Genomic DNA, 23752 nt, shown 5'->3' with positions numbered 1-23752 from the left:
TTTGTTCAAGTGTCCCTTAAGCGATGACACTTGAAAGACACACACTGTCGCCGCAAAGCCATATTGCAGTAAGAGAAACAGCAGATTTGTCTCAGAGCTGTCACACTGTTTTCACACCTACGGACTAAGCTCTGGGAATAGTTGAGGGGCAAAAAGGTTTAGAAATTCTGCTCAATCACCCGATCAGATGAGACGGAGGAGGGAGGTGCGATCACCCTTACCCCATTTAATCTGATAGCATCCTGCACTCCGACTCAGGGAGTCGAGCTAAAGCGATGAAACCGACGTTGCGAAACCGATTGATTCAGTTCCTCCAGGAAGAGTTGGCAATTCCTGCGAATGGAATTGCGATCGCGCTGCGCCACGACGAGGAAATTCCTAACCTGTTGCCAATGGTGCTGTGGCAATATGGGCTAGTGACGCTAGAGCAGCTCGACAAAATTTTTGACTGGCTGGAGACAGCATCGACGACGGTGTAGGGAGTCAGGGGGCACTCATCCTTTTGAAAGCCGCTGCAATTCGCTAATCTGCTGAAGATCGACATTGCCACCGCTGATAATTACGCCAATACGAGAATCTTTTGCTTTGACAATGCCTTCTAACAGAGCAGTGGTGGCTAAGGCTCCGGTGGGTTCGATGACGATTTTGAGCCGTTCCCAAAGGAAAAACATAGTTCGTAGGAGCGCTTCGTCAGGCACAGAAACGATATCGTGAACGTAGCGCATCACTAACGGAAAGGTAATTTTGCCGAGGGAAGGAGTTCTTGCTCCGTCCGCGATCGTGGCGGGGTTGTGAACAGTTTGCAAGGTTTTGCTGTGAAAGGAACGGACGGCATCGTCGCCCAAGGCTGGTTCAACCCCAATCACTCGACAGTTGGGAGAGAGGGTATGAGCCGCGATCGCCGATCCCGACAGCAAGCCACCTCCCCCACAGCAGACCAGTAGCAGATCCAGTTCGCTAACGGTTTCAAGCAATTCTTTGGTGGCAGTGCCCTGTCCAGCAACAACGTGAGGATGGTCAAAGGGAGGGATGATGGTGAGTTGGCGATCGCCTGCTATTTGTTGAGACAGTGCCTCTCGTGTTGTTTCATTTCGGTCGTAGAGAATCACTTCTGCGCCATAGCCACGAGTAGCAGCTTGCTTCACGGCAGGAGCATCCTGAGGCATCACGATAGTTGTGGGAATTCCCAGAAGTTTGCCAGAGAGGGCGATCGCTTGAGCATGATTGCCAGATGAGTAGGCTAGAACCCCTCGCTGCTGTTGCTCTGCGGGAAGCTGCGACAGAGCAGTGTAGGCTCCCCGAAACTTGAAAGAACCCGTCCGCTGGAAGTTTTCGCACTTAAAGAAAACCTGATTTCCGGTAAGTTGGTTAACTGTTCTAGAAGTTAGCACGGGAGTTTTATTGGCTGTGCCCTGCAAACAACTGGAAGCCTTTTCGATATTGGCGTAAGAAACTTCACTGATATCTGGCATCTCAATCACGATCCTCAAATGAGTGGTCGGCTTATCGAATTTGTGACAACACACTTGCAGGAATCAATACCTGATCAATGACGTGGATGACTCCATTGGAAGCTTCAATATTTGCCTCAATGACATCAACGCCGTTCACTGAAAGGCTGCGTCCTCTTCTGCTCACGGTGATTTCGCTGCGTTCCAACGTTCTAAGTGACTGTGAGCCAGAGAAGTCATCCATATAATAAGGCTCTCTTTCCGCCACAACGTGATAAGTCAAAACCTGTGCCAACAGTTCGCGATCGCCTGCCAATGCTTGCAAAACGTCATCAGGAATTGCCTCAAAGGCAGCATCGGTGGGCGCAAACACAGTGAATCGTCCGTAGCCTCTTAAATCTTCTGCCATGCCCAGTTCTGTCAGCAATCCTATTAAGGTGCTAAACGAGCCGCTAGCTGTAGCTACATCAACAATGTCATTGCTAGACTGAGCTACTTGTATTTCAGACTGAAGTGTAATCTCAGAATAGTGATCGGGTTGGGGAGAGTGGGCGATCGCTGGGGTCACCAGCGCTACACTTATTCCGGCAAACCCAACTAGACCGATCGCACCCAGACAAAACCTGCGATTGTTGGCTTTCATCACATTCCCTCTGTTGAAGTTGCAAAACCTGCCTCATTCAATCAGATATTTCTGTCGCTAGACCTCCTCCAATTGGGGCTATAGCAATCTGTTGAAATAAAAAATCAGCCGTATTCATAACCGAATAAGCTACTTTTTCTTTTTACCTTTTTTGTTAGATTTTGCCTGCCCAAATCCCTGAACTGGTTTAGCGCTTAGTTTTAGCACTTCTAAAAATCCCTCACCGAATTTAGCAGGTGCTTCTGATGGAACTCCCCAATTTGCAGGGGCTCTGAATGGACCTGAATCTTCATAGGAGTCATATTCAGGATTCCGAATCAAGGCAGCCGCATGGATATTTTTGACAAATTGAGGGCGAAAGTCTTCTTCTGAGAAATCTGCTTTTGACTTCAGCCCCAAATCAACCTGAACTCTTGCCCAAGTGCCTGCCACCATATCATCAATCTTTTTGTCTGCGTAAACCTGCTCCATCAAAGGAGCTGCCTCTACTGCCTTTAACTTGATCAATGCCGACACCAGCATACCGTTCAAGGATTGCCCGTTATCAGCATACTGTTCGAGTTGTTTAACCAACACATCAATACAGTTCTCCCGGCATTCGGGATAATGTTCCGCAATATGCCCGATCCCTTCGGCGATCGCAAAGCGAGTCCACTCCTGATATGAAGCATCGGCTAAAGATTCCGTTAACTTAGGTAATGCCGCTTCACCCATGAGTTCAAATACTTTGGGTGCATCAGCGTGTAGCCAATCGTCATCCTCATATTTCTCTAATAAAGATAGAAAAGGGGCGATCGCCTCTACTGCCTTAAGCTGCGCCAATGCTCGCCAAGCATGAGCAACACCCCAAGACTCGAAACCCTCAAAGTCGCTCTCCCAAAGCTCAGCATCTGTCATCATCCGAATCAGCTCAGCAATGTGGGTTTCGGTTAATCCGAGGTCTGCCACATAATCTGCCCAGGGCTGATTGGCTGGTTTGAGTTCCCCATAGCTAAGCAAATTGGCAACAGGGGGCTGGTAAACGCTGGCGGTTTTCTCTGGCATAGCGATAACGATAACTCTCCTGACTTCAGCCTATAACAACATACAAAGCTAAGGCTGAGCAATTGATGATGGAATGGGATCAGGAGGTGCAACCTGAAGCAGCGATCGCATTTTCCGAAAGCCAGTCTCAGGAGTCAAAACCAGCCCTACAGATACAGCAGCCATGCTGCTATAGATTTTTGAGCTATTGCGATCGCCCCTGGTCCACAAAACACCTCTACAAAAATGGTTATTTTACTGCCTCTGCCATGTTGTGCTCGTCACTACTTTCGAGCGTAGTGCAGTCTCACTCTTTGGCGGGATAACTGCCTGAAACTACAGACAGACCGCAACTATAAAACGCCTGACTAGGATGAGAAGCATAACAAGCTATGAAAGAGGTCATTGGTCATTGGTTGCGGGTCAATGGCTATTGGTTATGAGTTGACGACCGATAGTTCTTGATGTGACGGATGACTTGTGTTTCAACTTATGTTTCAACAATCTGAAATCACTCATTTAATCGTTAACCTGTCTTTAGCACAGGTGGTTACTCCAGATGAGTACTCGGCGCTCACATTTCTTTCAGGATCACAGTTTTTCATTGCCCTGATTGCAGGCGTGGTCATGGCGTTTGCCTTTCAATTTTTGCTCAGCAACCTCTCTATTGCGGCTGGAATTTCTGCTGGCATCAATCCAGCGGATACAGATGACGATCAGAAAAGTTGGGGAAAGAAGATTCGCAAAGTTGAAGCAAAGGTTGGCAGCGCCACAGTTTTTATTGTCAATACAGCTCTGTTTGCTGCCTGCTTTTTAGCGGTGAAGCTGACGTTAATTCATCAAGCAGGGTTAGGGGCGATCGTTGCAGTGGTGATCTGGTCGGTCTACTTTTTACTGCTGCTGTGGTTGAGTTCGCAGGCGATCGCCTCTCTCTTAGGAACCGTGGGAAACACTGCCAGTGCTGGTGTACAGGGTGTAATGGCAACTGTGGCGACTGCCTTGAGTGGTCAGGCAGCGAGTAGCCAGATCACCAATACGGTACAAGCCTCGGTCGATGCCGTTAGTAAGGAGTTGCGATCGACCTTGTCTTCCAATCAGCTACGCGAAAACTTGGAGAACTATATCTCGACACTACAGCTACCTCAGCCCAATCTGAAGAACCCACCCAATCAGGCATTGAGTTTATTAGGTGGCTCAGGTTTGTTATCCGGTGCAAGTTCAGAATTAGTTGATTTAATCCAATCGGCAAGCTCAGAAGATTTGGCATCAGGTAAGTTGCGCGATCGCCTGACACAGATTCTAGGACTCAAACCTGCCGAAAACGGCAATGGACACCAGAGTGATGAATCAACCTCTGAGCAACAGTCTCATAGAAATGAGCAACCTGAAACTCAGCAAGGTGCTCAGCAAGGTGTAGGCTTACGGGAACGCACTTTAGAACTGGGAATGAGTGCGTTGGTAACAATGCTGACGGGACGAGGTGGTGTTTCGGGTCTGAGTTCTGAAGCCTTGAAAAAGTCGCTGAGTTCTCTTAGTCAGCAGGTGGGTAATCAGGCTCAGCAGGTAGCTGCTCAAGTGACTCAATCCACCCCTTCCCTGGTGATTCGGTCAGATGTGGAACACTACTTGCTCCATTCTCCAACCTGGTATCTCCAGCCGGACAGCCTCGATCGCGGTTTCCGAGAAGTGTTGTTTGATCCAGAGGCAGATGCAGAACTGGTGCATCAACAGCTTGCTCAGCTCAACCGCCCTTACTTTGTGGAAGTGTTGAATCGTCGAGAAGAGCTAAATCCTGAGCAAATTAATAGCATCGCTGATGGGCTAGAACTAATTCGTCGAGAAGTTTTGGATCAGGTTCAGGTAGCAGAAGAACAGGAGCGATCGCAAGCATTGCGCCATCAGGTTGAAACCTATCTCAGTTCTGCTCCGAAGGAAGCGCTGAATTCAGATCAGATTCAACAGGACTTTACAGCACTGTTGGCAGATCCAGATGTAACTTATGAAATGCTTGGCAATCGGCTGCTTCAGTTTGACCGAGATACGCTAACACAACTGTTGTTAGCAAATCGGCAAGATCTGAATCCAGACGAAACTGAACAGATTCTAAATGACCTGGAAGGGGCACGCGATCGCTTCTTAAATCAATCCCAGGAAACCTGGAATCAGTTGCAAGCGCAAGCTGGTGAGTTTCGTCAACAGGTTGAGTCCTATCTGCGAGAAACTAATTCAGCAGAGTTGTCGCCTGAGTCCATTCAGCAAACGTTCCAGATGTTACTGGAATCTCCTGGTGGTGGTTTGCTAGCCCTGCGAACCGGACTGAGACAGCTTAATCGCAGTTCGTTAGAGCAGATCCTTTCTCAGCGGCAAGACCTGAATCCGCAACAGGTCAATCAACTGGTTGATCAGATTGAAACCATTCGAGATGGCATTCTACACGCTCCACAAGCGCTAACTGAGCAAGCAAGAAAACAGGTTGATCACATTACTCATCAACTTGCAGATTACTTGCGCGGCGTTTCGCAAAATACAGGTTTAGGAGAACTCGACCCAGAACAGCTACAGCAGCAGCTACAGCAGCTTTTGGACGACCCACAGGCAGGAATTTCAGCCTTAAGAACCTGGCTTTCTCACTTTGATCGAGAGACATTGGTGAGACTGCTCAGCCAGCAGCAAGGAGTGAGTGAAGAGCAAATTAATAGAAGGATTGATCAAGTCCTGAATGGAGTGCGAGGGATCGCTCGTTCTCCGCGTGAACTCGTCAATCGTGCCCGCGATTGCGTTCAGGATGTATCTCGTGATGTTTCTGATAACACTCGAAATTATCTCAACTCACTAGAGCAGCCAGAGCTCAACTATGAGGGAATCCAGCGCGATATTCGCAAATTGTTTGACGACCCCGAAGCAGGACTAGAAGCACTGCGCGATCGCCTCAGCCAGTTTGATCGCGACACACTGGTTGCTCTGCTCAGTTCCCGACGAGATATCTCTGAGGAAAAGGCTAACAAGATTGTTGACCAGATTGAGGCGGCACGAGATAGCGCACTGAGCCGGGCTGAACAAGTGCAAACAAAAGTTCAAGAGCGAATCAGTGCTCTCAAACATCAGGCAAAAGAACAGGCAGAAGAAGTCCAAAAAACAACGGCTGCTGCCGCCTGGTGGGTGTTTGGTACTGCCATTACCTCTGTCGCAACAGCGGCGATCGCAGGTGTCATCGCCTCTAGCGGATTTCACCTGATCGATTAAACATCGAAGTGCTGCGTAGGATGCGTTACCGACAGCGTAACGCATCTCCCTTTCCTCCAACACAAGCAAACTTATCACTCACAAAGCAAAGTAAATCATGGAACCACAACAGCTTAGTAAAGAGCTTCGCGAAGGCACCAGTCCCGATCTAGAACGCCGTCGCTGGATTGTTGGACTCTCAATGCTGGGAGGAACAATGGCCCAAATCGTCACCCTCTATCAGAGTGGCGTACTGAAAGAACTCCCCGATCTGCCCATTCCATTTGTAGATTCCGATCGCGTTGATGCTTCTAACTATGCCTACAGCCGGCTAAACACTCCCGACGGTCCACTCATGATGATTAACTACGGCATCACAGCTTGGTTAGCTACAACTGGTGGCGAAAACCGTGCCAAAGAAAATCCGCTTATACCGATCGCGATGGGTGCCAAAATTTTGGTTGATGCGATCGCATCGGCTGAGTTAGCGCGTGAAGAATGGAGTGAAAACAAAGCTTTTTGTGAGTATTGCCAAGTTGCAACCCTCTGCTCCTTTGCCTCTTTAGCACTAGCAATGCCTGAAATAACAACCGCCGTTCAGACATTAATGGGGCAACCTGAAATAGAGCCATCTAAATAGATTGTTGTTGTAGGGGCGGTTCGCGAACCGCCTCTACCTACTAGGATTACTACCCAACCTTGGTGGCTTCAAACTGAGCATAACGTTCAATGTAGAAGTTTTGGGGCTGGGCGATCGCTCGTACCGAGTCACGAGCGGCAATAGCTTTCCACCATTGCTTTAAGCGATCGAGTCCCGTAGGAAATTCAAATCCTCGGTACTGTTCCAGCACAGTCCATTGCTCAAACCAGGGATAATAAGTCAAATCAACCAAACTCACCTCTGACCCTAGCCAGTAAGGTCCTGTCGATGCCATTGTTTGTAGTCCAGCTTCAATAAACTGTAGGTGCTTAGTGAGTTCCTGTAGTGCTTCTGTTGGCGGTTGCGAAGCATGGGTATATAGTACTTTGCCAGTAGTAGCAAACAATCGGGTATCGGCAAAATTAATCCAAATCCTTGCTTGGGCGCGCTGAATCGGTGCTTGGGGTAACAAAGGACGCTCTGGAAAGGTTTCCTCCAAATACTCGTTAATGATGGCAGATTCCCAGACGCGATTCTTACCATGCTTGAGTACAGGCACCTTACCATAAGGAGAAATTTCCTTGAAGTTTTCAGGTTTATTGCGCAAGTCGATCTCGATTAGCTTAAACGGCAATCCTTTTTCGATTAGAGCCAAGCGTGTTCGATGGGCAAACGGGCATAGAGCCGCGCTATAAAGTTCAATTTCAGTCATGGAAGAAGCCCCTTTTGATTGAGGGTTGGATAATTGTTGTTTGAAAGTTGGGCTAGGGAATGTGGCGATCGCTCCCCTCATTCCTAAACTGCCACAGGTTGAATCGGCTGACCTAAAATTTGCTCAATCACTTCGGGTTGCATCGTTTGCAAATATTGGGGTTCAAACCCTGGTGGCAAAAACTCAAACAGGATGCGATTCTCTACCCAAAACTCGACTAGCCGGAAAGGACCATCTCCCTGCTCACGAGTCAAAACACGCCATCCTTCCCGTTGTCCAATCTGCTCAATCTGCTGCTGGGTTGTAGGAACTGAGATCGCAGCATGAACTGCAACTAAGTCAGTGACTAAGTCGGTGACTAAGTCAGTAGATACAGCGGGGAGCAGGTGAGCTGACTGAGTATCAGCACCGGGAACCCATACCGTTCCTTTTGGGAACACTACGATACCAGTACCATAGCGATCGCAGGGCATCACGTGATAACTGTTGGGATAAAAGAATTGATAGGCTTTGCCATTCCAGATTTCTGCAAGAACACTAGCAACCCGTAGTGAATCGTGAGCATCGATCGAAATATGGTGGATCATGAAAGTTACTCCGTTGAATTAAACAATCAACTAAATAGTGGGTGAGAATGCTTGCATCAGCATCATGAGTGTGAGAAAGGCAGAACCCATGATGCTAAAGGTGCGGGGCCAGTTGTAGCGAATCAATTCTCGGATCACGTCTTCCTGTTTGCCACCTTTTTCCAGGCGATTATGACGCGGTATTTCTAATGCCACTGTTACAACAAGGGATAATAGTCCACAAGCGGCATTAGCCAGAGCAAGTCCCAGTGATACAGGCTCAGGACGATAGAAAATTAGGGCGATCGGTAACAGAAAGTGAGCGAATCCTGGAAGAATCACCGGAAGTGGTATTTGGCTTGAGTAAAATGTGTGATAAGTGATATATTCCTCTGCACCGACTTTAGCAAAGAGAGGATAAACTACAATTTGCCCAAACCAGATGATACCGAGGTTGTAGAAGGCGAGTAATGTACAAAACAATAACAACCAGTGGGAAAAGTCCATAAATGTGATTCCAATTTTCAACGAATTGCTGAGACACTCTATTTAGCGGCGAGGATAGCCTGCAAGTTTTCTGGACGGGTTGCAGTCAGGTATTGCTCACTCATAGTTGGCGGCAGTAGCTCCAACAAAACTTCGTTTTCCACCCAAAATTCAATGAGTTCAAAATCGTCAGATCGCTTGCACCGAACGGCACGCCAGCCTTCTCGTTCGGCGATCGCATAAATTTGCGCCTCACTGATTGGCACCATAAGGTTTGCATGGGTTGCAGTGTGAACTGGCACCTCGGAGGACAGATCAGCGAACTGTACACCTTTACCAACTGAATTCGGCTGGAGAACAGTCTTTTTGGGTAAAAACTCAATCAAACTACCAAAGGAATCCATCGCAAAGGTAATGTAATAGCCAGGGTGATTGGGGAATGGAACCGCTTGTCCCTGCCATAATTCTGCAACGACTTCAGCAACGTGAGAGGGATTATGGACTGCAAGTGAGATGTGATTAATCATGATAGAAGTTTCTCAAAAATAGGGTTTTGAACGTATTCAAGCTGACGAACAATTTCTCCTGAATGATAAAGATAATGATGTCTGCACTCTATTTAAGGAGTCGGTCAGACATCATCATTACAAGTGATAATTGTTTGACACAGCGAAATAAGTTGTCTTTACCTATCACTAGAATAAATAGTGATTCCAAGATTGCCAGCCAGAAAAAGTCAGAAAAAGTCTGGAGCTGATATCGTTTCTGCATGAAGTTACACAGTTTGGAGCTTACCCGTGTATGTGGGGTAGGCTCCAAACTGTATAACCTTAAAGAGAGTTGGTGTCAGTTAGAAAAGATTTAGAGTTGGCGATCGCCCTTACATCAGGTTGCTCCAGCCTTTTCTTTCAAAGGTTTTAACTACAATTGCAGCGATGTATCGAGCATTGTCTGCTTTATCCATTTGGTTAAAAACACTAACCATTCTTCAAGAGCCTAGTTGTAAGAATAAATTATGAGAGGCGCACCCTGAAGGGTGCGCCTCTCATAATTTATTTAGATTGCCACATCTACAAGGATTCTGGTTCTTGTCCTGCTACGACGGGGGCGATCGCATTCAGCTTCAACTCCGGATGTTCACCCTCAACCTGCTGACAGTTCCACTCATTGCGGAACAGCAGCACCGGACGACCCCAACTGTCTTTTACTGTCACCGTGTTGAATAGGCGACCGACTTTTTGCAGCGCCTCCCAACCACCATCCACCCAACGGGCAACGCTGTATGGCAACAGTTCTATCGTGGTTTCTACACCATACTCATTCTGTAGGCGAAACTGGACGACTTCAAATTGCAGTTGCCCTACCGCTGCCAAGATTGGGTCACGTTTGGCTTCGTCCGCCGAGTACATGATTTGCACTGCACCTTCTTCGCGTAGCTCCGTTACACCCTTGCGAAACTGCTTGAACTTGGAAGGGTTAGGATTTCTCAAATAGGCAAACAGTTCTGGCGAAAAGCAGGGAATGCCTTCATATTCCAGCTTTTGACCATTGTAGATCGTGTCACCGATCGCAAATACGCCAGGATTGTTCAAACCAATCACATCACCAGGGAAGGCTTCGGTCATCGACTCGCGCCCCTGCCCAAACAGCTTTTGCGGGTGCGAAAGGCGCACGGTCTTACCAGAACGGGCATGGCTCACCACCATGTCTTTCTCAAATTTGCCAGAGCAGACGCGGATAAAGGCAACGCGATCGCGATGCTTTGGGTCCATGTTCGCCTGTAGCTTAAACACGAATCCAGAAAACTCTGGATGGGTTGGGTCGATGTCTCCCTGGGTGCTGCGCCGCGCCCCAGGCTTGAGCGCATAGTCCAGAAACGCATCCAAAAACGGCTCTACGCCAAAGTTGGTCATGGCGCTGCCAAAGAAAACTGGGGTCATTTTTCCCTGATGCACCAGATCCAGGTCCAGCTCAGTGCCAACACCTTCCAGCAGTTCCAGGTCTTCCTTGAGCTGGTAGTACAAATCCTGGTCAAGCAGGTCTTCGATGCGGGGATCACCCAATTCCACAACCGTATCGAGGGCTTCGCGACTACCGTGAGCGCTGCGCTCAAACAGGTGAATTTGCCGTTTGCGGCGATCGAATACGCCTTTGAAGCGATCGCCCATGCCAATCGGCCAGTTCACCGGGTAAGTCTGTAAGCCCAATTCCTGTTCAATCTCGTCTAAAAGCTCCAGCGGATCGCGCCCCGGTCGGTCGAGCTTGTTGAAGAAGGTGAAAATCGGAATGCCGCGCATCCGGCAAACCTCAAACAGTTTGCGCGTCTGCGGTTCTAGACCTTTTGCCGCGTCTTCCAGCATCACCGCATTGTCTGCAGCCGCCAGCGTGCGGTAGGTGTCTTCACTAAAGTCTTGGTGCCCCGGCGTGTCGAGCAGGTTAATCCAGTAATCGTCGTACTCAAATTGCAGCACTGTCGAGGTAATGGAGATGCCCCGCTGTTGCTCCATTGCCATCCAGTCCGAAGTGGCATGACGCTGTGCCCGTCGCGCCTTGACCGCACCTGCCTCGTGAATTGCGCCTCCGTACAGCAACAGCTTTTCGGTTAGCGTCGTCTTACCCGCGTCCGGGTGCGAAATAATCGCGAAATTCCGTCGCTTTTCAACCGCTGTTTGCAATTCTGCTTGAATTTCTGTGGACATGCGAGGATTTGGTGAATAGTCTCAGTATTCTATGGTAACGGGTATTGGGGGTTGGGGGTTGCGGGAAGTACCCGATTCTAGAGTCTGATTCCCGTACTGCTTCACGAAAGCTTCCTGGTTCCTAAGCTGCCCCTACGAAAACCATTCGTCAAATGTACAACGCCTAACTAACGTTCTAAAAATTCTTGGATGAAGCTTGCTGTAAAAATTTAAGTTTCCATAGTTTTAAAGCCTTAAAGAAAAACTTGAACCTGTTTGGAGTTACTCCTCGCTGGCAAACGAATACTAAAAACACTGCCTTTGCCCGTTTCACTTTGTACCTGAATTGTGCCTTGATGAGATTGCACAATTGCCTGTGCGATCGCTAAACCTAAACCTGCTCCTCCAGTTTGACGAGAGCGATCGCTATTGACGCGATAAAAGCGATCGAAGATACGCGCTTGTTCTTTAGGTAGAATGCCGATTCCAGTATCTTCGACCTGAATCAGTGCATGATGATCGTCTCGCTTGAAATGAACGATGACCTTGCCGCCACTAGGAGTGTATTGAATGGCATTCGTGATGAGATTCGCAACGAGGCGATAAAGTTGCTCCTCGCTGCCGAATACCGTAATCGGTGTGTTTGTCTGAACGTCTGCAATGAGTGAGATATGTGAAGCAAGCGCGAGTGCCGAGAACTCTTCCACTAAATCATTCACTAAATCATTGAGATTACAAGGCTCCTGTTTAGCAGAAAATCCTTGTAAATCCATACGCGAGAGGAGCAACAGATCATGAACAAGCCCAGATAAGCGATTGTTTTGGCGTTCAACAGTACGCAGCGTATCCCAGGCATCCGCATCAGTTGCATCGGGTGTGAGAATTGATTCTAAATTTGCCTGGATCGCTGCTAGTGGTGTTCGGAGTTCATGAGCAGCATCGGCGGTGAACTGCTGCATTTGACGGTAAGACCGATAGACGGGTTGCATCGCTTGTCCAGCAATCCACCAACTGGCAACAACAACAAGAAACATCGCACCGGGCAAGCCAATTAGCAGAATCAACCGAACCCAAACCATATGTCCATCAATGTCAGAGAGCGATCGCCCGACCTGCATATATCCCCATGCATCTTGGTTAACCGTTTTCAGCAGCAAAGATAATTGCTTATAGCGAGTCCCGTCAGAAGCTTCTAATGTTTGCCAGGGTTCCGTTTCGACGCGCACAGGTAAGTCAGTTGTGATCTCACCGGCACTGGCTAACAACTGCCCAGATAGGGTGACAAATCGAATGTAATATCCATGTTCTTGAAAGACCCCCAAATAGTGAACGGCTGTGGATTCATAGGCACAAGTTGTTCCAGCGACACAAAGCAATGGAATAAACTTTTGCACAATCGGTTCTAGCTTGCCCGGTTGTTGCAACGAGGCTTCTAGCCCATCATGCAGTGTGCCAGCTACTGACTCAATTCGGTGGCTTAACTCAGAGACATGGCTATGTGCCATCGCTTCGTAGAAACCTACAGCACAAAGGGTGAGAATAAACCCCATCGTTCCGGCATATAGCCCTGCTAAGCGCAGTCGAGTGGTATGAAAGACTCGGCTATGTTTCATAGGTGTTGAGCTTGTAGCCCATGCCGTATACGGTTTCAATTAGGTGATCGTAACCATACTCAGTTAACTTCCGTCGCAGTAGACGCATTTGAGCCGCGACTACATTACTGTTAAAGTCTGCTTCTGTTTGCCAGATACGGCTAATAATCTGGTCACGCGAAAGAATTTGGTTGGGGTGCTGCATAAAGTATTCCAATAGTTGAAATTCTTTGGCAGTGAGAGGAATGTTTTGCAGTTTTCCTGTATTTGTAGAAATTGAAACGGTTGATGTGGCGTAATCAAGAAGGAGATTGCTAACCTGAAGTTGAGGAGGTTGAATCTGAAGCGATCGCCGCTGCAATGCTCTGAGCCGTGCTAATAATTCTGCTATACCAAAGGGTTTGATCAAATAATCATCGGCTCCGGTATCCAGTCCCATTACGCGATCTTCCATGCGATCGCGGGCTGTTAACATCAAGATGGGAAGAGGATTTTGCTTTGCTCGAAGCCGTTGGCAGAGTTCAATCCCTGACAATCCTGGAAGTAGCCAGTCAAAGATGGCAACCGTGTATTGGTTCCAGCCGTTTTCTAGGAATTGCCACGCTTCCGTCCCATCCTTCACCCAATCCACGACATATTTTTCGCGCTTGAGCGATCGCTCCAGTGCAGCACCCAGATCAGGCTCATCTTCAACTAATAGAACGCGCATGAGGTGTCAGTTCCTCTGGGGCAACGGGTGGAACAGATTGCGATGGATGCAATTTGGGCATTAACATCTTACCGAATCGGGCATAGAGAGCGGGCAGCACAACCAGCGTCAGAGCTGTGGAGGTGAACAATCCACCTAAAACGACGATCGAGAGAGGCTGCAAAATTTCTTTTCCGGGTCCTCCGGCAATGACGAGTGGCAGTAATCCTAATGCTGAAGTAAAGGCAGTCATGAGAATTGCGTTCAATCGCTCCATTGAGCCTTTAACCAATGCTTGTCGGAAGGGCACTCCTTGAGCAAATTTGTTGTTGTAGTTATCGACTAACAACAAGCCATTGCGCGTCGCAACACCAAACAGGGTGACAAATCCGACTAACGAAGCGACAGAAATAACCCCGCCTGTTAACGCAACAGAGAAGACTCCACCCACCAGTGCCAACGGCAAATTGATCATGATCATGGCAGTGGAGGCGACGGATTTCACTGAGAGATACATGATCACGGTGATGACCACAAAGGCGATCGCACTAAACACCAAAATGTTTTGCGTTGCCCGTTGCTCTGCCTCAAACTGCCCACCATAGTTCGGAAAGTATCCAGCAGGAAATTGGACTTGCTCTGCCACTTTCGAGCGGATTTCATTGACCACCGATCGCACATCTCGCCCATCCGTATTAGCGGCAACCACGATCAGTCGAGACACGTTCTCTCGATTGATCGTATTTGGTCCTGTTCCTGTGCGAATTTGAGCGACCTGCGCCAAAGGGATTTTCTGCCCTGTAGGGGTGTCAATAAGTAAATTGCTGATCGTATCAAGATTGTTCCTGGCTTCTGGTTCCAGCCAAACCACCAGATCGAAGGTTTGTTGCTGCTCTAAGACCTGGGAAACGACTTTGCCGTTGAGTGCTGTTTCGATCGTATTGGAGAGTTCACCCACGGTTAGCCCATAGCGACCCGCAGCAGCGCGATCGAACTGAATTTGAATTTGCTCGATGGGAATTTGGGGTTCCAGTTGCAGATCCACTACTCCTTCAACGGTTTGCATGATCCGCTCTACCTCTTGTCCAAGGGCATGGAGTTGCTCCAGGTCAGGACCAAAGATTTTGACGGCGATCGCGCTACGAACGCCCGACAACACTTCATCCATCCGATGTGAAATAAAGCCACCAATGTTTGGGGCTACGCCTGGCAGCTTGGCAAATTCTTCCCGCAGTTTCTCAATACTGCCCTCTCGGTCTTTTAGCCCTTCTTCGCTTAAATCCACATCCAGGTGGGCTGTATTCACCGCAGCCGCATCACTGTCTCCGGGGGCACGTCCCGATCGCAACTGCACATACCGAAAGCGAGGATCGTCTTTGAGAGCATCTTGAATCGCAAACCCGGCACTATTGGTTGCCTGCAAGGATGAACCGGGATAGAGCATCAACGTGTTGACCAGATTTTCTTCCTGAAACTCTGGCAAAAACTCTCGTCCTAGCGAGGGTACGATGACCAATGCCGCAACGAGAGTCGCCGCCGCGACGGTCAGAATCAGGCTAGAACGACGTAGGGAGAAGTCGATCAACGGTTGATAGATCCGCTTGAAAAAACGGGCAACCCAGGGTTCTGTTTCTGGTAAACGACCATAGGGCAGCAAAATCGCACACAAGGCAGGCGTAACGGTGAGGGCAGTCACGCTGGATGCCAACACTGCCACCATGTAGCCCAATCCCATCGGGATAAAAATGCTGCCTTCCACACCGCCCAGCGCAAACACAGGAGAGAAAACAACAATGGTAATGATCGTCGCTCCGAAAACGGAGTCCCGAACTTCCTGGCACCCTTCCAGAACGACCTCTAACACTGGACGGGGATGGGCAGAATGCTTGTTTTCTCGTAAAGCACGGTAGACGTTTTCTGCATCAACGATCGCATCATCCACAGCAGACCCGATCGCAACGGCTAGTCCACCTAGTGTCATGGTGTTAAGTCCCTGACCTAACCAATTCAACGCTAGTACACCGATCAGCAGAGACAGTGGTAGTGCCACCAGACATACCAGCAAATTCCGCCAGTTCATCAAGAAGGGAATCAGAATCAGGGCAACAATGATGCTGCCTTCAATCAGTGCGGCTCGAACATTTTCGATCGACGCATCAATGTATTTGTCCTGACTAAAAGTGATATCCGCTTTGATATCTTGGGGCAACCCTGCCTGAATCTCCTGCATTGCAGACTCAATTCCACGAGCAACCGTGGGGGTATCGGCAAGCGGCTGTTTGTTCACCATCACGACGACAGCCGGTTTGCCATTCAGACTGCTATCGCCTCGTTGAAGAGCTGCCCCAATCTGCACCGTCGCCACATCTGACAGCCGAATCGGTGTACCATTGCGAGCCGTGATCGCAGATTGTCCCAAATCATCAATGGTTTCTAACCGTCCAATACCCCGAATTAGGGTTTCTTTGTCTGGTGTGGTCAGGAATCCTCCAGGTGCGTTGACATTCGCTGCTTCAACGGCTTCTGTCACGTCTTGCAACGACACATCAAATGCTTGCAGCCTTTTGGGCTCAACTAACACCTGATATTGCTGTACCTCGCCGCCATACACAACGACCTGAGACACACCGGGAACTGCCAATAGCCGATTTGTAACTTGCCAATCTGCAATTCGTCGCAATTCCATTAAAGAAGTGCGGGATTCCTCTGGTGCTGTTTCATCCACCGTCTCGTCCACTGTAAAGGCAACCATCATCACGGTGCTAATCGGTGATGTGATTGGAGAAATTTGAGGCGTTTCAACGTTTTCAGGAATTTTGTCCTGCGCCTGCTGCAAGCGTTCAGTTACAAGCTGTCGTGCTTGGTAGATGTCGGTATTCCAGGTAAAGATGACTTTGACAACCGAAATTCCAGCGGCAGAGGCAGAGCGAACATCAGTCACGCCAGGAGTGCCATTAATTGCGCTTTCAATCGGCAGCGTCACCAGAGATTCCACTTCCTCTGGAGCTAATCCAGGCGCTTCGGTTTGAATTTCGACCTGGGGTGGAGCAAAGCTGGGAAACACATCCAGCGGCATCTGCATCACGGTACGAACGATCCAAATCGTTAGCACCATTGCGCCTAAGATGACTAGCCACCGACGCGCGATCGCCCACTTGATAATGGCATTGAGCATAGCAGTTTAATTTTTAATAGCGGTAGCAACCATCAATCCCCACACCCATCCAAATCGCAGTTTCTTTGCAGCCTGAATGTTGAATTGGGATGAGGTGAGAAAGTTGTGAAACTCTTGTTGCGTGTAACACTGTTTGTGGGCTGGATCAAACACCTTCAGTGCAACATCACAAAAGCGACACAGCAGAAAGTCTTTGCACCAATCTAGGATGATTAATTTGCCCCCTGGTTTGAGAACTCGGTTCATTTCTGCTAGCGCATCTAAGGGAGCGTCAAAATAGTGGAAAGAACTGGCACAAACGACAACATCAAAGGATTCGTTAGCTGAGGGAATCGCTGTTGCGCTGCCCTGATGAAAGGAAACAGAAGAATAAGATTGGAGCTTTCTTTTGGCAATGGCTAGCATTGCTGCTGAAATATCGATTCCCACAATCTGCTGATTTGGGTGATCTTGTAGCAGCAATCGCTCAAACTCCCCTGTTCCACACGCTACATCAAGAACGATCGCCTGCGGAGAAATCTGCGCCCACTGCTTTAAGAAATTGAGAGTGTTTGTAACGTAGCCACGCCAACGTTGATCATAGATTTTGGCAAGGTGATCATATTGCTGCTGAACAACTGCTTCAATCATGTCATTCGTTCCTGTTTAACTGGCGATCGCCTCTCTAGCCCAACTATTGATTGAAGTTGAAACGCCCGTTTACCTTTTCACCATTGATATCCGTCAAAACGGCAACGTTGTACTCTCCAGGTGCTGTATCAGGCAAGGTCGCAACGTAATGTTGTCCCGCAGCATCGTATTCAAACTCAACTGTTTTTTGTGTTCCATCGGGTAGTTGAACCTGTCCCGTTACAGTCGCATCTGGAATCGCTTCGTGAGTATCTCCCTTTTGTAAATAGAAATCGAGATGTACGCCACTGGATTCTTTTAGAGTGACCAGTTCCAGGTGATACGGACCTGCTTCAACCACCTGTCCACCTTGTGAAGCACTTGTATCGTGAGCGGTGTCAGCTTGAGCCGTTGTTGTAGGGCTGGAGGATTCAGCAGCAGGAGACGTTTCTGGGGAAGCAGCAGGACTCTCTGAAGTTGTCGTTTGCTCTCCGCCACTGGCACAAGCTCCTAGGACTAATCCCAGGCTAATTAGAGCGATCGCAAGAGATTTGTTGAGTTTCACGGTTTGATTCCTCTCAAATAATTGGTTGGTGAAATAGAAGGCGACTTAATGATGCTGGTGCGGCGGTGCAGGTACTTCAGCATCTCGATAGTGTGGGTCTGCCGAATGCAGCAGTGCAGACTGGTTGTCAGGTGTGGCATGATGCCCGTTGTGGGAATTTTCTAGATGTTCCAGGGCAGTGATTGTCGATGGGAGTTGTCTGCAGTTTCGCCGATTTGACCAAAAAGCTCCTGCAGCAAAGGTGCCGATCGCCAGCAATCCCCCTGCCGGCACAACAACCCACCAGGGTAATGCTCCACCTGTAGCACTGGCTTCTGTAACTTCCGTTGCTACTGCCTCCTCTGTTGCACCTCCTCCACGCAACGATTGAGCATAGAGTTGATTGGCCCGTTGAGTGACGACGCGATCGCCTTCAAACAATCCACTTTTGACTTCGACTAAATCCCCGGCTTGCCGACCCAGCACTACCTCAACAGGTTGAAATGTATTGCCATTTTGGACAAAAACAAGTTGCTGACCATTTGCCTCAACAAGTGCTGACTGAGGAATCACAACAATGGGTTCTGGGGTGCGATCAGTGAGCACTTCCAGTTCGGCAAACATTCCCGGTTTGAGTGTTCCATCCCCATTGTCTAGCTCTGCTTTAACAGGCACGACTCGGCTCTCTCCTTCCACAACTGAGCCAATGGTAATGATGCGTCCTTCAAAGACTTGCTCCGGAAGGCTCGATATCGTCACCCGTACTCGCTGACCCTGAGAAACCTGACTCAAATCTTTTTCATAAATGTTGGCAGTTGCGAGGACGGTGCGATCGTCCACAATGGTCATCAGGGTTGCCCCTGCGTCTTCAGCCGATTGCCCTAATGTGACTTCGCGATCGGCGATCGTTCCTGCGATGGGAGCCTTGATAGTAATCGTGCCGTCTGAATTAGGAGATGCTCCTAGCTGTTGCAATCGAGTTCTGTACGTTCCTGCACTGAGTTGAGCGCGAGATTGAGCCACTTGAAGAGCAGTTTGGGTACGCTCTACTTCGGTTCGAGCCTCCAACACTTCTAAGCGACTTTCGGCTTCGGTTAAGGCTTGTCGTGCCGATGCTAAATGTGCTTCTGACTCTAAGAACTCTCGTCTGGGGATGGCTCCTTGCTCTGTCAGTTCTTGATCGCGATCGTATTGCTCCTGAGCAACTCTCAGTTCGGTTCTTGCCTGATCGATGGCAGTCTGGGCAATCTGCTGCTGGCGATCGTAGCTTTGTTGAGCCAAGCGTAAATTGGCTTGAGCCTGCTGCACATCTCCCTGTCGCTCTGCGGAATTTTCTAACGCTGTAACGCGCAATTCTGCCAGTTCACCGCTTGTAATCACTGCCAGAGGTTGTCCTGCTTCAACCGTATCTCCTGGCTCTACAAGTAGCTTGACAACTGTTCCACCCACAGGATTCGTGACCTCTACTCTGCGGCTCGGAGAGGCTTCAATTTGCCCAGTTGCTTGCACACCAAATGCTAGAGATTGACGAGCGACAGGCTCTACTTTCAGCTCGATCCGTTCTGCGGTTGCATTATCGACCTCGATCGCACCTGCGGATTGAGCCGACTGATTTTGGTGGAACTCGTCACCATGACCTGTATGAGCCAATACTTCGGCTGGGGTCATTAGCAGCAGCAGTCCAAGGCACGTTCCAGCGACGCGGTCTCTTGCTAATCGATTAGAGCATTTCAAAGTAGGAGCCATCGATAGTTCTGGGGCAGGGATAATGGTGCAAGCCTAGGACTTAACAAAAGTTGAAGAGCAGTATTGCAGGCAAATATAAAATGAGGATGAAATTTCTAGCACAAAACTCTCCCTGCTAGCGGTTAGGCTGAGGTATAAGGCTTTTATTTCCCGCTAGATTCAGATTTAGACCGAGATCAACAGAGCGATTCAAGGATAGCGAAACGTAAGACAAGCCTCATTTCTATTTCACTTTTGGATATCGTCAACTTAACCTTTTCAGGATTGGCAAGAGATTATTGGGTTGAAACCTGCCGCATAATCTGAGCAACCCTCACTGCACAGGCATTAGTTGTGCTTATTGTTTCATCTGCTGTTTTAAGTCGACAGTACCGTTGACAACATCTGATTTACCTGCCGTGAAAATTCCTGGTGTTTATTCTTTGCCTGAACTGGTACAGGCGATCGCCCTTCACCCCGACCACTGGCGGCCGCTGGTGTTTACCAATGGCTGCTTTGACCTGATTCATCCAGGGCACGTGCGCTATTTGCGGGCAGCGAAGGAATTGGGGCGATCGCTCGTCGTTGGCTTGAACAGCGATCAGTCAATCAGAGCCATTAAACCCCAGACTCCAGGGCGACCTGCCCGTCCAATTGTGCCAGAAATGCAGCGGGCAGAGGTGCTGGCTGCGCTCAAGCCCGTGGATGGCGTGGTAATCTTTGCTGAAACAACTGCCTGTCAACTAATTCAGACCCTTCAACCTGACATTTACGTCAAAGGTGGCGACTACAATTTAGAAACTTTGCCCGAAGTGCCTGACGTTTGGGACTATGGAGGAGACGTTAAACTGATCACGATCGAAATTTCAAGCTCCACGACTGCCATCATTCAAAGCATTTTGCAATCTGTCTGGGAGTAGAATAGTTCTGATGGATGAACCGCAGCCGCTAACATGAGTCGCTCAACTACCGATCCCACTTCCGCCCCACTACCCGGTTCAGACCTTGTGACTGATCTGCGTCGTCTCAACACTGAGTCGGAGAAAACCCAATTGCAATTGGTTCAACAACTGGCTGATTCAGGCGATTCAGGCTTAGAGACGTTGATGGAATTTTTGCTAGAGCGATCTCAGCAGCCCTCTGCGACGGTAGGAAAGGCCTATCGGCTGTTGCGAACTGCCGACACAGCAAAAGCTAAGGAATTTTGCCAGACTCACTTTCCTCAAGGCGTTGTGCCTTTGCAGTCTGCCCAGGCGATCGACTATTCCCCCCTTCAGGATTTGCTCATTCGGCAAGACTTTCAGGCAGCCGATCGCCTCACGCTGGAGAAGCTCTGTGAATTGGCAGGCGAGACGGCAATTCAAAGGAAATGGATTTACTTTACCGAAGTCGACGGTTTTCCCGCAGTTGACCTAAAAACGATCAACTCGCTCTGGCTAGTCTATTCAGAAGGCAAGTTTGGGTACTCGGTGCAGCGAGAGCTTTGGCTGGGCACGGGCAAAAATTGGGAGAAGCTATGGCCGATGATTGGCTGGAAGTCAGGAAACAACTGGACACGCTATCCGCAGGAGTTTACCTGGGATTTGTCTGCTCCCAAAGGTCATCTACCGCTGTCAAATCAACTGCGGGGAGTACGGGTGATTGCTGCAATGCTGATGCATCCAGCTTGGACAGAAAAGTAAGGGCGAATGGGCGTTTGCCCTTACTTGGGGGGTCTTTGAATCAAGCTGTTTGTGGCGATCGCTTTCTAACAGCAAATGCTTTAATCCAAAGACTTCTTCTGATCGTTCAACACCTAAGTTCTGTAAATTTAACCTGTTTGAAGGTTTAATCCATTGAATTGATCTATCTAAGTAGACAGATTTTGCATCTTTTAATCGTGTCTAAGATGGGTTTACGTATCATTTAATCCCGACTGGAGTTCGTTAATGCAAGCGTATGATGTCGTGATCATCGGTGCCGGACACAATGGTTTGGTCTGCGCCTCATATTTGCTGAAGGCAGGATACAGCGTGTTGCTGTTAGAAAAGCGATCGGTGCCTGGTGGAGCGGCAACGACCGAGGAAATTATGCCTGAGGAAGCTCCTGGGTTTAAGTTCAATCTTTGTGCGATCGACCACGAGTTCATTCACTTGGGTCCAGTCATCGAGGAATTAGAGCTAGGCAAGTACGGGCTGGAATACCTCTTTTGCGATCCAGTTGTGTTTTGCCCTCACCCAGACGGCAAATATTTTTTGGCGCACCGTTCGGTCGAGCAGACTTGCGCTGAAATCGCCCGATATAGCGATCGCGATGCCCAAAAATACGCTGAATTCACTGCATTCTGGCAGCAACTCACCAACGCGATCACGCCGATTTTTAACGCTCCTCCCAAATCCATTCCTGACATCGCAGGCAACTACAACATCAAAAGCTTGCAGGATCTCTTCTCAGTGGTGGGTGGAATCGACCAAAGCCTGGACATGCTGCACATGATGCTGACCAGTCCAGAAGACCACTTGAACGAGTGGTTTGACTCGGAATTTCTCAAAGCACCGCTGGCAAGACTCGCTTCAGAACTGGGTGCGCCACCTTCACAAAAAACGATCGCCATCGGCGGCATGATGATGTCGATGCGCCACAACCCCGGTATGGCAAGACCCAAAGGAGGCACAGGCGCATTGACCCAAGCATTGCTCAACCTGGTCAAGCATGAGGGTGGAGAGGTGCTAACGGATCAGCACGTTAGCCAGGTCCTAATTGACGATGGACGAGCCGTCGGGGTGCGAGTAGCAAACGGTACGGAGTATCGCGCCAAGCATGCTGTAATTTCTAACATTGATGCGAAACGGCTATTTTTGCAGTGCATGGATTCAGCCGATGTGGATTCAGCCGATCCAAAATTGCGTGAGCGTTTGGAGCGCCGCATCGTCAACAACAACGAAACGATTCTCAAAATCGACTGCGCCCTTTCAGAAGCTCCTCGATTTGAGCATCACAACCACCAGGACAGCAACCTGATTGGCTCCGTACTGATTGCCGACTCTGTGCGTCATGTGGAACTCGCCCACAGCCAACCCACCGCTGGCGACATCCCTGACTCTGATCCATCCATGTATGCGGTCGTGCCCACGATGCTCGACCCCTCAATGGCACCTGATGGCAAACATACCTTGTGGATTGAGTTCTTTGCACCCTACCAAATTGCTGGAGCTGAAGGAACCGGGTTAAACGGTACTGGTTGGACGGATGACTTGAAAAACAAAGTCGCCGATCGCGTCATCGACAAACTAGCAGACTACGCTCCCAATCTAAAAAACTCCATTATCGCCCGTCGCGTTGAAAGCCCAGCAGAGCTAGGTGAACGTCTGGGAGCCTACAAAGGCAACTACTATCACATTGACATGACGCTCGATCAAATGATCTTTTTGCGTCCGCTACCCGAATTGGCAAACTACAAAACACCCATTCAGGGACTCTATCTCACGGGTGCAGGGACTCACCCAGGTGGCTCGATTTCTGGAATGCCAGGACGCAACTGTGCTCGGGTTTTCCTTAGTTCACAGCGACCGATCGCCCAGGCAGTCAACAAGGTTAAAGACTCTTTTGCGGCTGTAACTCGATCTGTTCTGGGGACTACCTAACCTATCCCTTCACCAGTTTTCACAAGGTGTTTGAGAACTGGTGAGGGAGGGGCGATCGCCAGCTATCTAGAATACTGTAAGGACAAGAGTATTAGTCAACCCTCACCGGTTTTTGCTTAGGTTGCTTGATGAGGGGCGATCTTCCTATTTGTTTCATGTTACGAATGGCGATCGCGGCTTCTACTGTTGCAGGCCTTTCCTTCAATGAAGCTTGGTTGTCATATCTATTGTTCTTTTTGTTATGTCCACTGGCCTTGACGAGTATAGCTCTACGGGAGCACGTTAGGACAGGTTTTGAAAGCTGCATCTATACAATTGTGAAAACTCTCAAACTCACTCCATCGTTGTCGCATCCAGTTCTTGAGCACAAACCAC

At 49.0% G+C, this 23752-nt stretch carries 20 protein-coding genes and 1 pseudogene; 6 read left to right on the top strand and 15 right to left on the bottom strand.

Annotated elements, in window-relative coordinates; all coding sequences use genetic code 11:
* The first annotated feature begins 275 nt into the window (after positions 1 to 275).
* Entirely contained in the window at positions 276 to 479 is a 204-nt protein-coding gene (locus H6F93_RS31805) for a DUF2949 domain-containing protein (protein ID WP_190643849.1), read from the top strand.
* A gap of 15 nt (positions 480 to 494) precedes the next feature.
* On the opposite strand, the gene H6F93_RS31800 is transcribed toward H6F93_RS31805, so the two are convergent.
* The 3 genes from H6F93_RS31800 to H6F93_RS31790 all read right to left on the bottom strand — a co-directional run bounded on the left by H6F93_RS31800 (position 495) and on the right by H6F93_RS31790 (position 3138).
* On the bottom strand, positions 495 to 1472 hold the full coding sequence (locus H6F93_RS31800; RefSeq protein ID WP_190689953.1) for a threo-3-hydroxy-L-aspartate ammonia-lyase: 978 nt from the start codon (positions 1470 to 1472) through the stop codon (positions 495 to 497).
* A 31-nt stretch (positions 1473 to 1503) separates the two neighbouring features.
* On the bottom strand, positions 1504 to 2094 hold the full coding sequence (locus tag H6F93_RS31795; protein ID WP_190689951.1) for a fasciclin domain-containing protein: 591 nt from the start codon (positions 2092 to 2094) through the stop codon (positions 1504 to 1506).
* A gap of 129 nt (positions 2095 to 2223) precedes the next feature.
* A complete protein-coding gene (locus tag H6F93_RS31790) occupies positions 2224 to 3138 on the bottom strand; it encodes a hypothetical protein (RefSeq protein WP_190689948.1) in 915 nt (304 codons plus the stop codon).
* Between the two features lie 471 nt (positions 3139 to 3609).
* Between H6F93_RS31790 and H6F93_RS31785 the strand changes: the two genes are divergently transcribed.
* Entirely contained in the window at positions 3610 to 6360 is a 2751-nt protein-coding gene (locus H6F93_RS31785; protein ID WP_190689944.1) for a serine--tRNA ligase, read from the top strand.
* Between the two features lie 97 nt (positions 6361 to 6457).
* A complete protein-coding gene (locus tag H6F93_RS31780) occupies positions 6458 to 6979 on the top strand; it encodes a vitamin K epoxide reductase family protein (RefSeq protein ID WP_190689941.1) in 522 nt (173 codons plus the stop codon).
* A gap of 49 nt (positions 6980 to 7028) precedes the next feature.
* On the opposite strand, the gene H6F93_RS31775 is transcribed toward H6F93_RS31780, so the two are convergent.
* The 11 genes from H6F93_RS31775 to H6F93_RS31725 form a co-directional block, all read right to left on the bottom strand.
* Complete coding sequence (locus H6F93_RS31775; RefSeq protein ID WP_190689938.1) at positions 7029 to 7691, bottom strand: glutathione S-transferase family protein; 663 nt, start codon at positions 7689 to 7691, stop codon at positions 7029 to 7031.
* A gap of 83 nt (positions 7692 to 7774) precedes the next feature.
* Positions 7775 to 8278: a hypothetical protein gene (locus H6F93_RS31770; RefSeq protein WP_190689935.1), complete on the bottom strand. Its 504-nt coding sequence runs from the start codon at positions 8276 to 8278 to the stop codon at positions 7775 to 7777.
* A gap of 30 nt (positions 8279 to 8308) precedes the next feature.
* Positions 8309 to 8764, bottom strand: a complete 456-nt coding sequence (locus H6F93_RS31765; RefSeq protein ID WP_190689932.1) for a hypothetical protein — start codon at positions 8762 to 8764, stop codon at positions 8309 to 8311.
* Positions 8765 to 8802: 38 nt separating this feature from the next.
* Entirely contained in the window at positions 8803 to 9270 is a 468-nt protein-coding gene (locus tag H6F93_RS31760; RefSeq protein ID WP_190689929.1) for a hypothetical protein, read from the bottom strand.
* Between the two features lie 543 nt (positions 9271 to 9813).
* Positions 9814 to 11442, bottom strand: a complete 1629-nt coding sequence (gene prfC, locus H6F93_RS31755) for a peptide chain release factor 3 (RefSeq protein ID WP_190643841.1) — start codon at positions 11440 to 11442, stop codon at positions 9814 to 9816.
* Positions 11443 to 11675: 233 nt separating this feature from the next.
* Positions 11676 to 13034 carry a two-component system sensor histidine kinase RppB gene (gene rppB, locus H6F93_RS31750; RefSeq protein WP_190689926.1) on the bottom strand — a complete coding sequence of 453 codons (1359 nt, stop codon included), beginning with the start codon at positions 13032 to 13034 and terminating at the stop codon, positions 11676 to 11678.
* On the bottom strand, positions 13024 to 13722 hold the full coding sequence (gene rppA / locus H6F93_RS31745; protein WP_190689922.1) for a two-component system response regulator RppA: 699 nt from the start codon (positions 13720 to 13722) through the stop codon (positions 13024 to 13026). Before rppA ends, rppB begins: the two co-directional genes overlap by 11 nt.
* Positions 13703 to 16876, bottom strand: a complete 3174-nt coding sequence (locus H6F93_RS31740; RefSeq protein ID WP_190689919.1) for an efflux RND transporter permease subunit — start codon at positions 16874 to 16876, stop codon at positions 13703 to 13705. Before H6F93_RS31740 ends, rppA begins: the two co-directional genes overlap by 20 nt.
* 6 nt (positions 16877 to 16882) lie before the next feature.
* The gene (locus H6F93_RS31735) at positions 16883 to 17506 is read right to left on the bottom strand and encodes a class I SAM-dependent methyltransferase (protein ID WP_190643837.1); all 624 of its coding nucleotides are present in this window, start codon (positions 17504 to 17506) and stop codon (positions 16883 to 16885) included.
* A 43-nt stretch (positions 17507 to 17549) separates the two neighbouring features.
* A complete protein-coding gene (locus H6F93_RS31730) occupies positions 17550 to 18050 on the bottom strand; it encodes a hypothetical protein (RefSeq protein WP_190643836.1) in 501 nt (166 codons plus the stop codon).
* A gap of 45 nt (positions 18051 to 18095) precedes the next feature.
* The gene (locus H6F93_RS31725) at positions 18096 to 19775 is read right to left on the bottom strand and encodes an efflux RND transporter periplasmic adaptor subunit (protein ID WP_190689916.1); all 1680 of its coding nucleotides are present in this window, start codon (positions 19773 to 19775) and stop codon (positions 18096 to 18098) included.
* A gap of 374 nt (positions 19776 to 20149) precedes the next feature.
* On the opposite strand from H6F93_RS31725, the gene H6F93_RS31720 reads away from it, so the two are divergent.
* From H6F93_RS31720 to crtO, 3 genes are all read left to right on the top strand, one after another.
* Positions 20150 to 20674, top strand: a complete 525-nt coding sequence (locus H6F93_RS31720; protein ID WP_199314272.1) for an adenylyltransferase/cytidyltransferase family protein — start codon at positions 20150 to 20152, stop codon at positions 20672 to 20674.
* 33 nt (positions 20675 to 20707) lie between these two features.
* Positions 20708 to 21436, top strand: coding sequence for a GUN4 domain-containing protein (locus tag H6F93_RS31715; RefSeq protein ID WP_190689913.1), 729 nt, complete (start codon positions 20708 to 20710; stop codon positions 21434 to 21436).
* 246 nt (positions 21437 to 21682) lie between these two features.
* Positions 21683 to 23377 (top strand): beta-carotene ketolase CrtO, encoded by a 1695-nt coding sequence (gene crtO / locus H6F93_RS31710; protein ID WP_190689910.1) that lies wholly within the window; start codon positions 21683 to 21685, stop codon positions 23375 to 23377.
* Between the two features lie 269 nt (positions 23378 to 23646).
* On the opposite strand, the pseudogene H6F93_RS31705 reads toward crtO, so the two are convergent.
* Positions 23647 to 23752 (bottom strand): annotated as a pseudogene (locus H6F93_RS31705) (IS630 family transposase); the annotation flags it as partial.

The sequence above is a fragment of the Leptolyngbya sp. FACHB-671 genome (assembly GCF_014695745.1).
GTDB lineage: Bacteria > Cyanobacteriota > Cyanobacteriia > Elainellales > Elainellaceae > JAAUTN01.
Note: the sequence above shows the minus strand (reverse complement) of the source record. Positions and strands in the feature narration are given on the sequence as shown.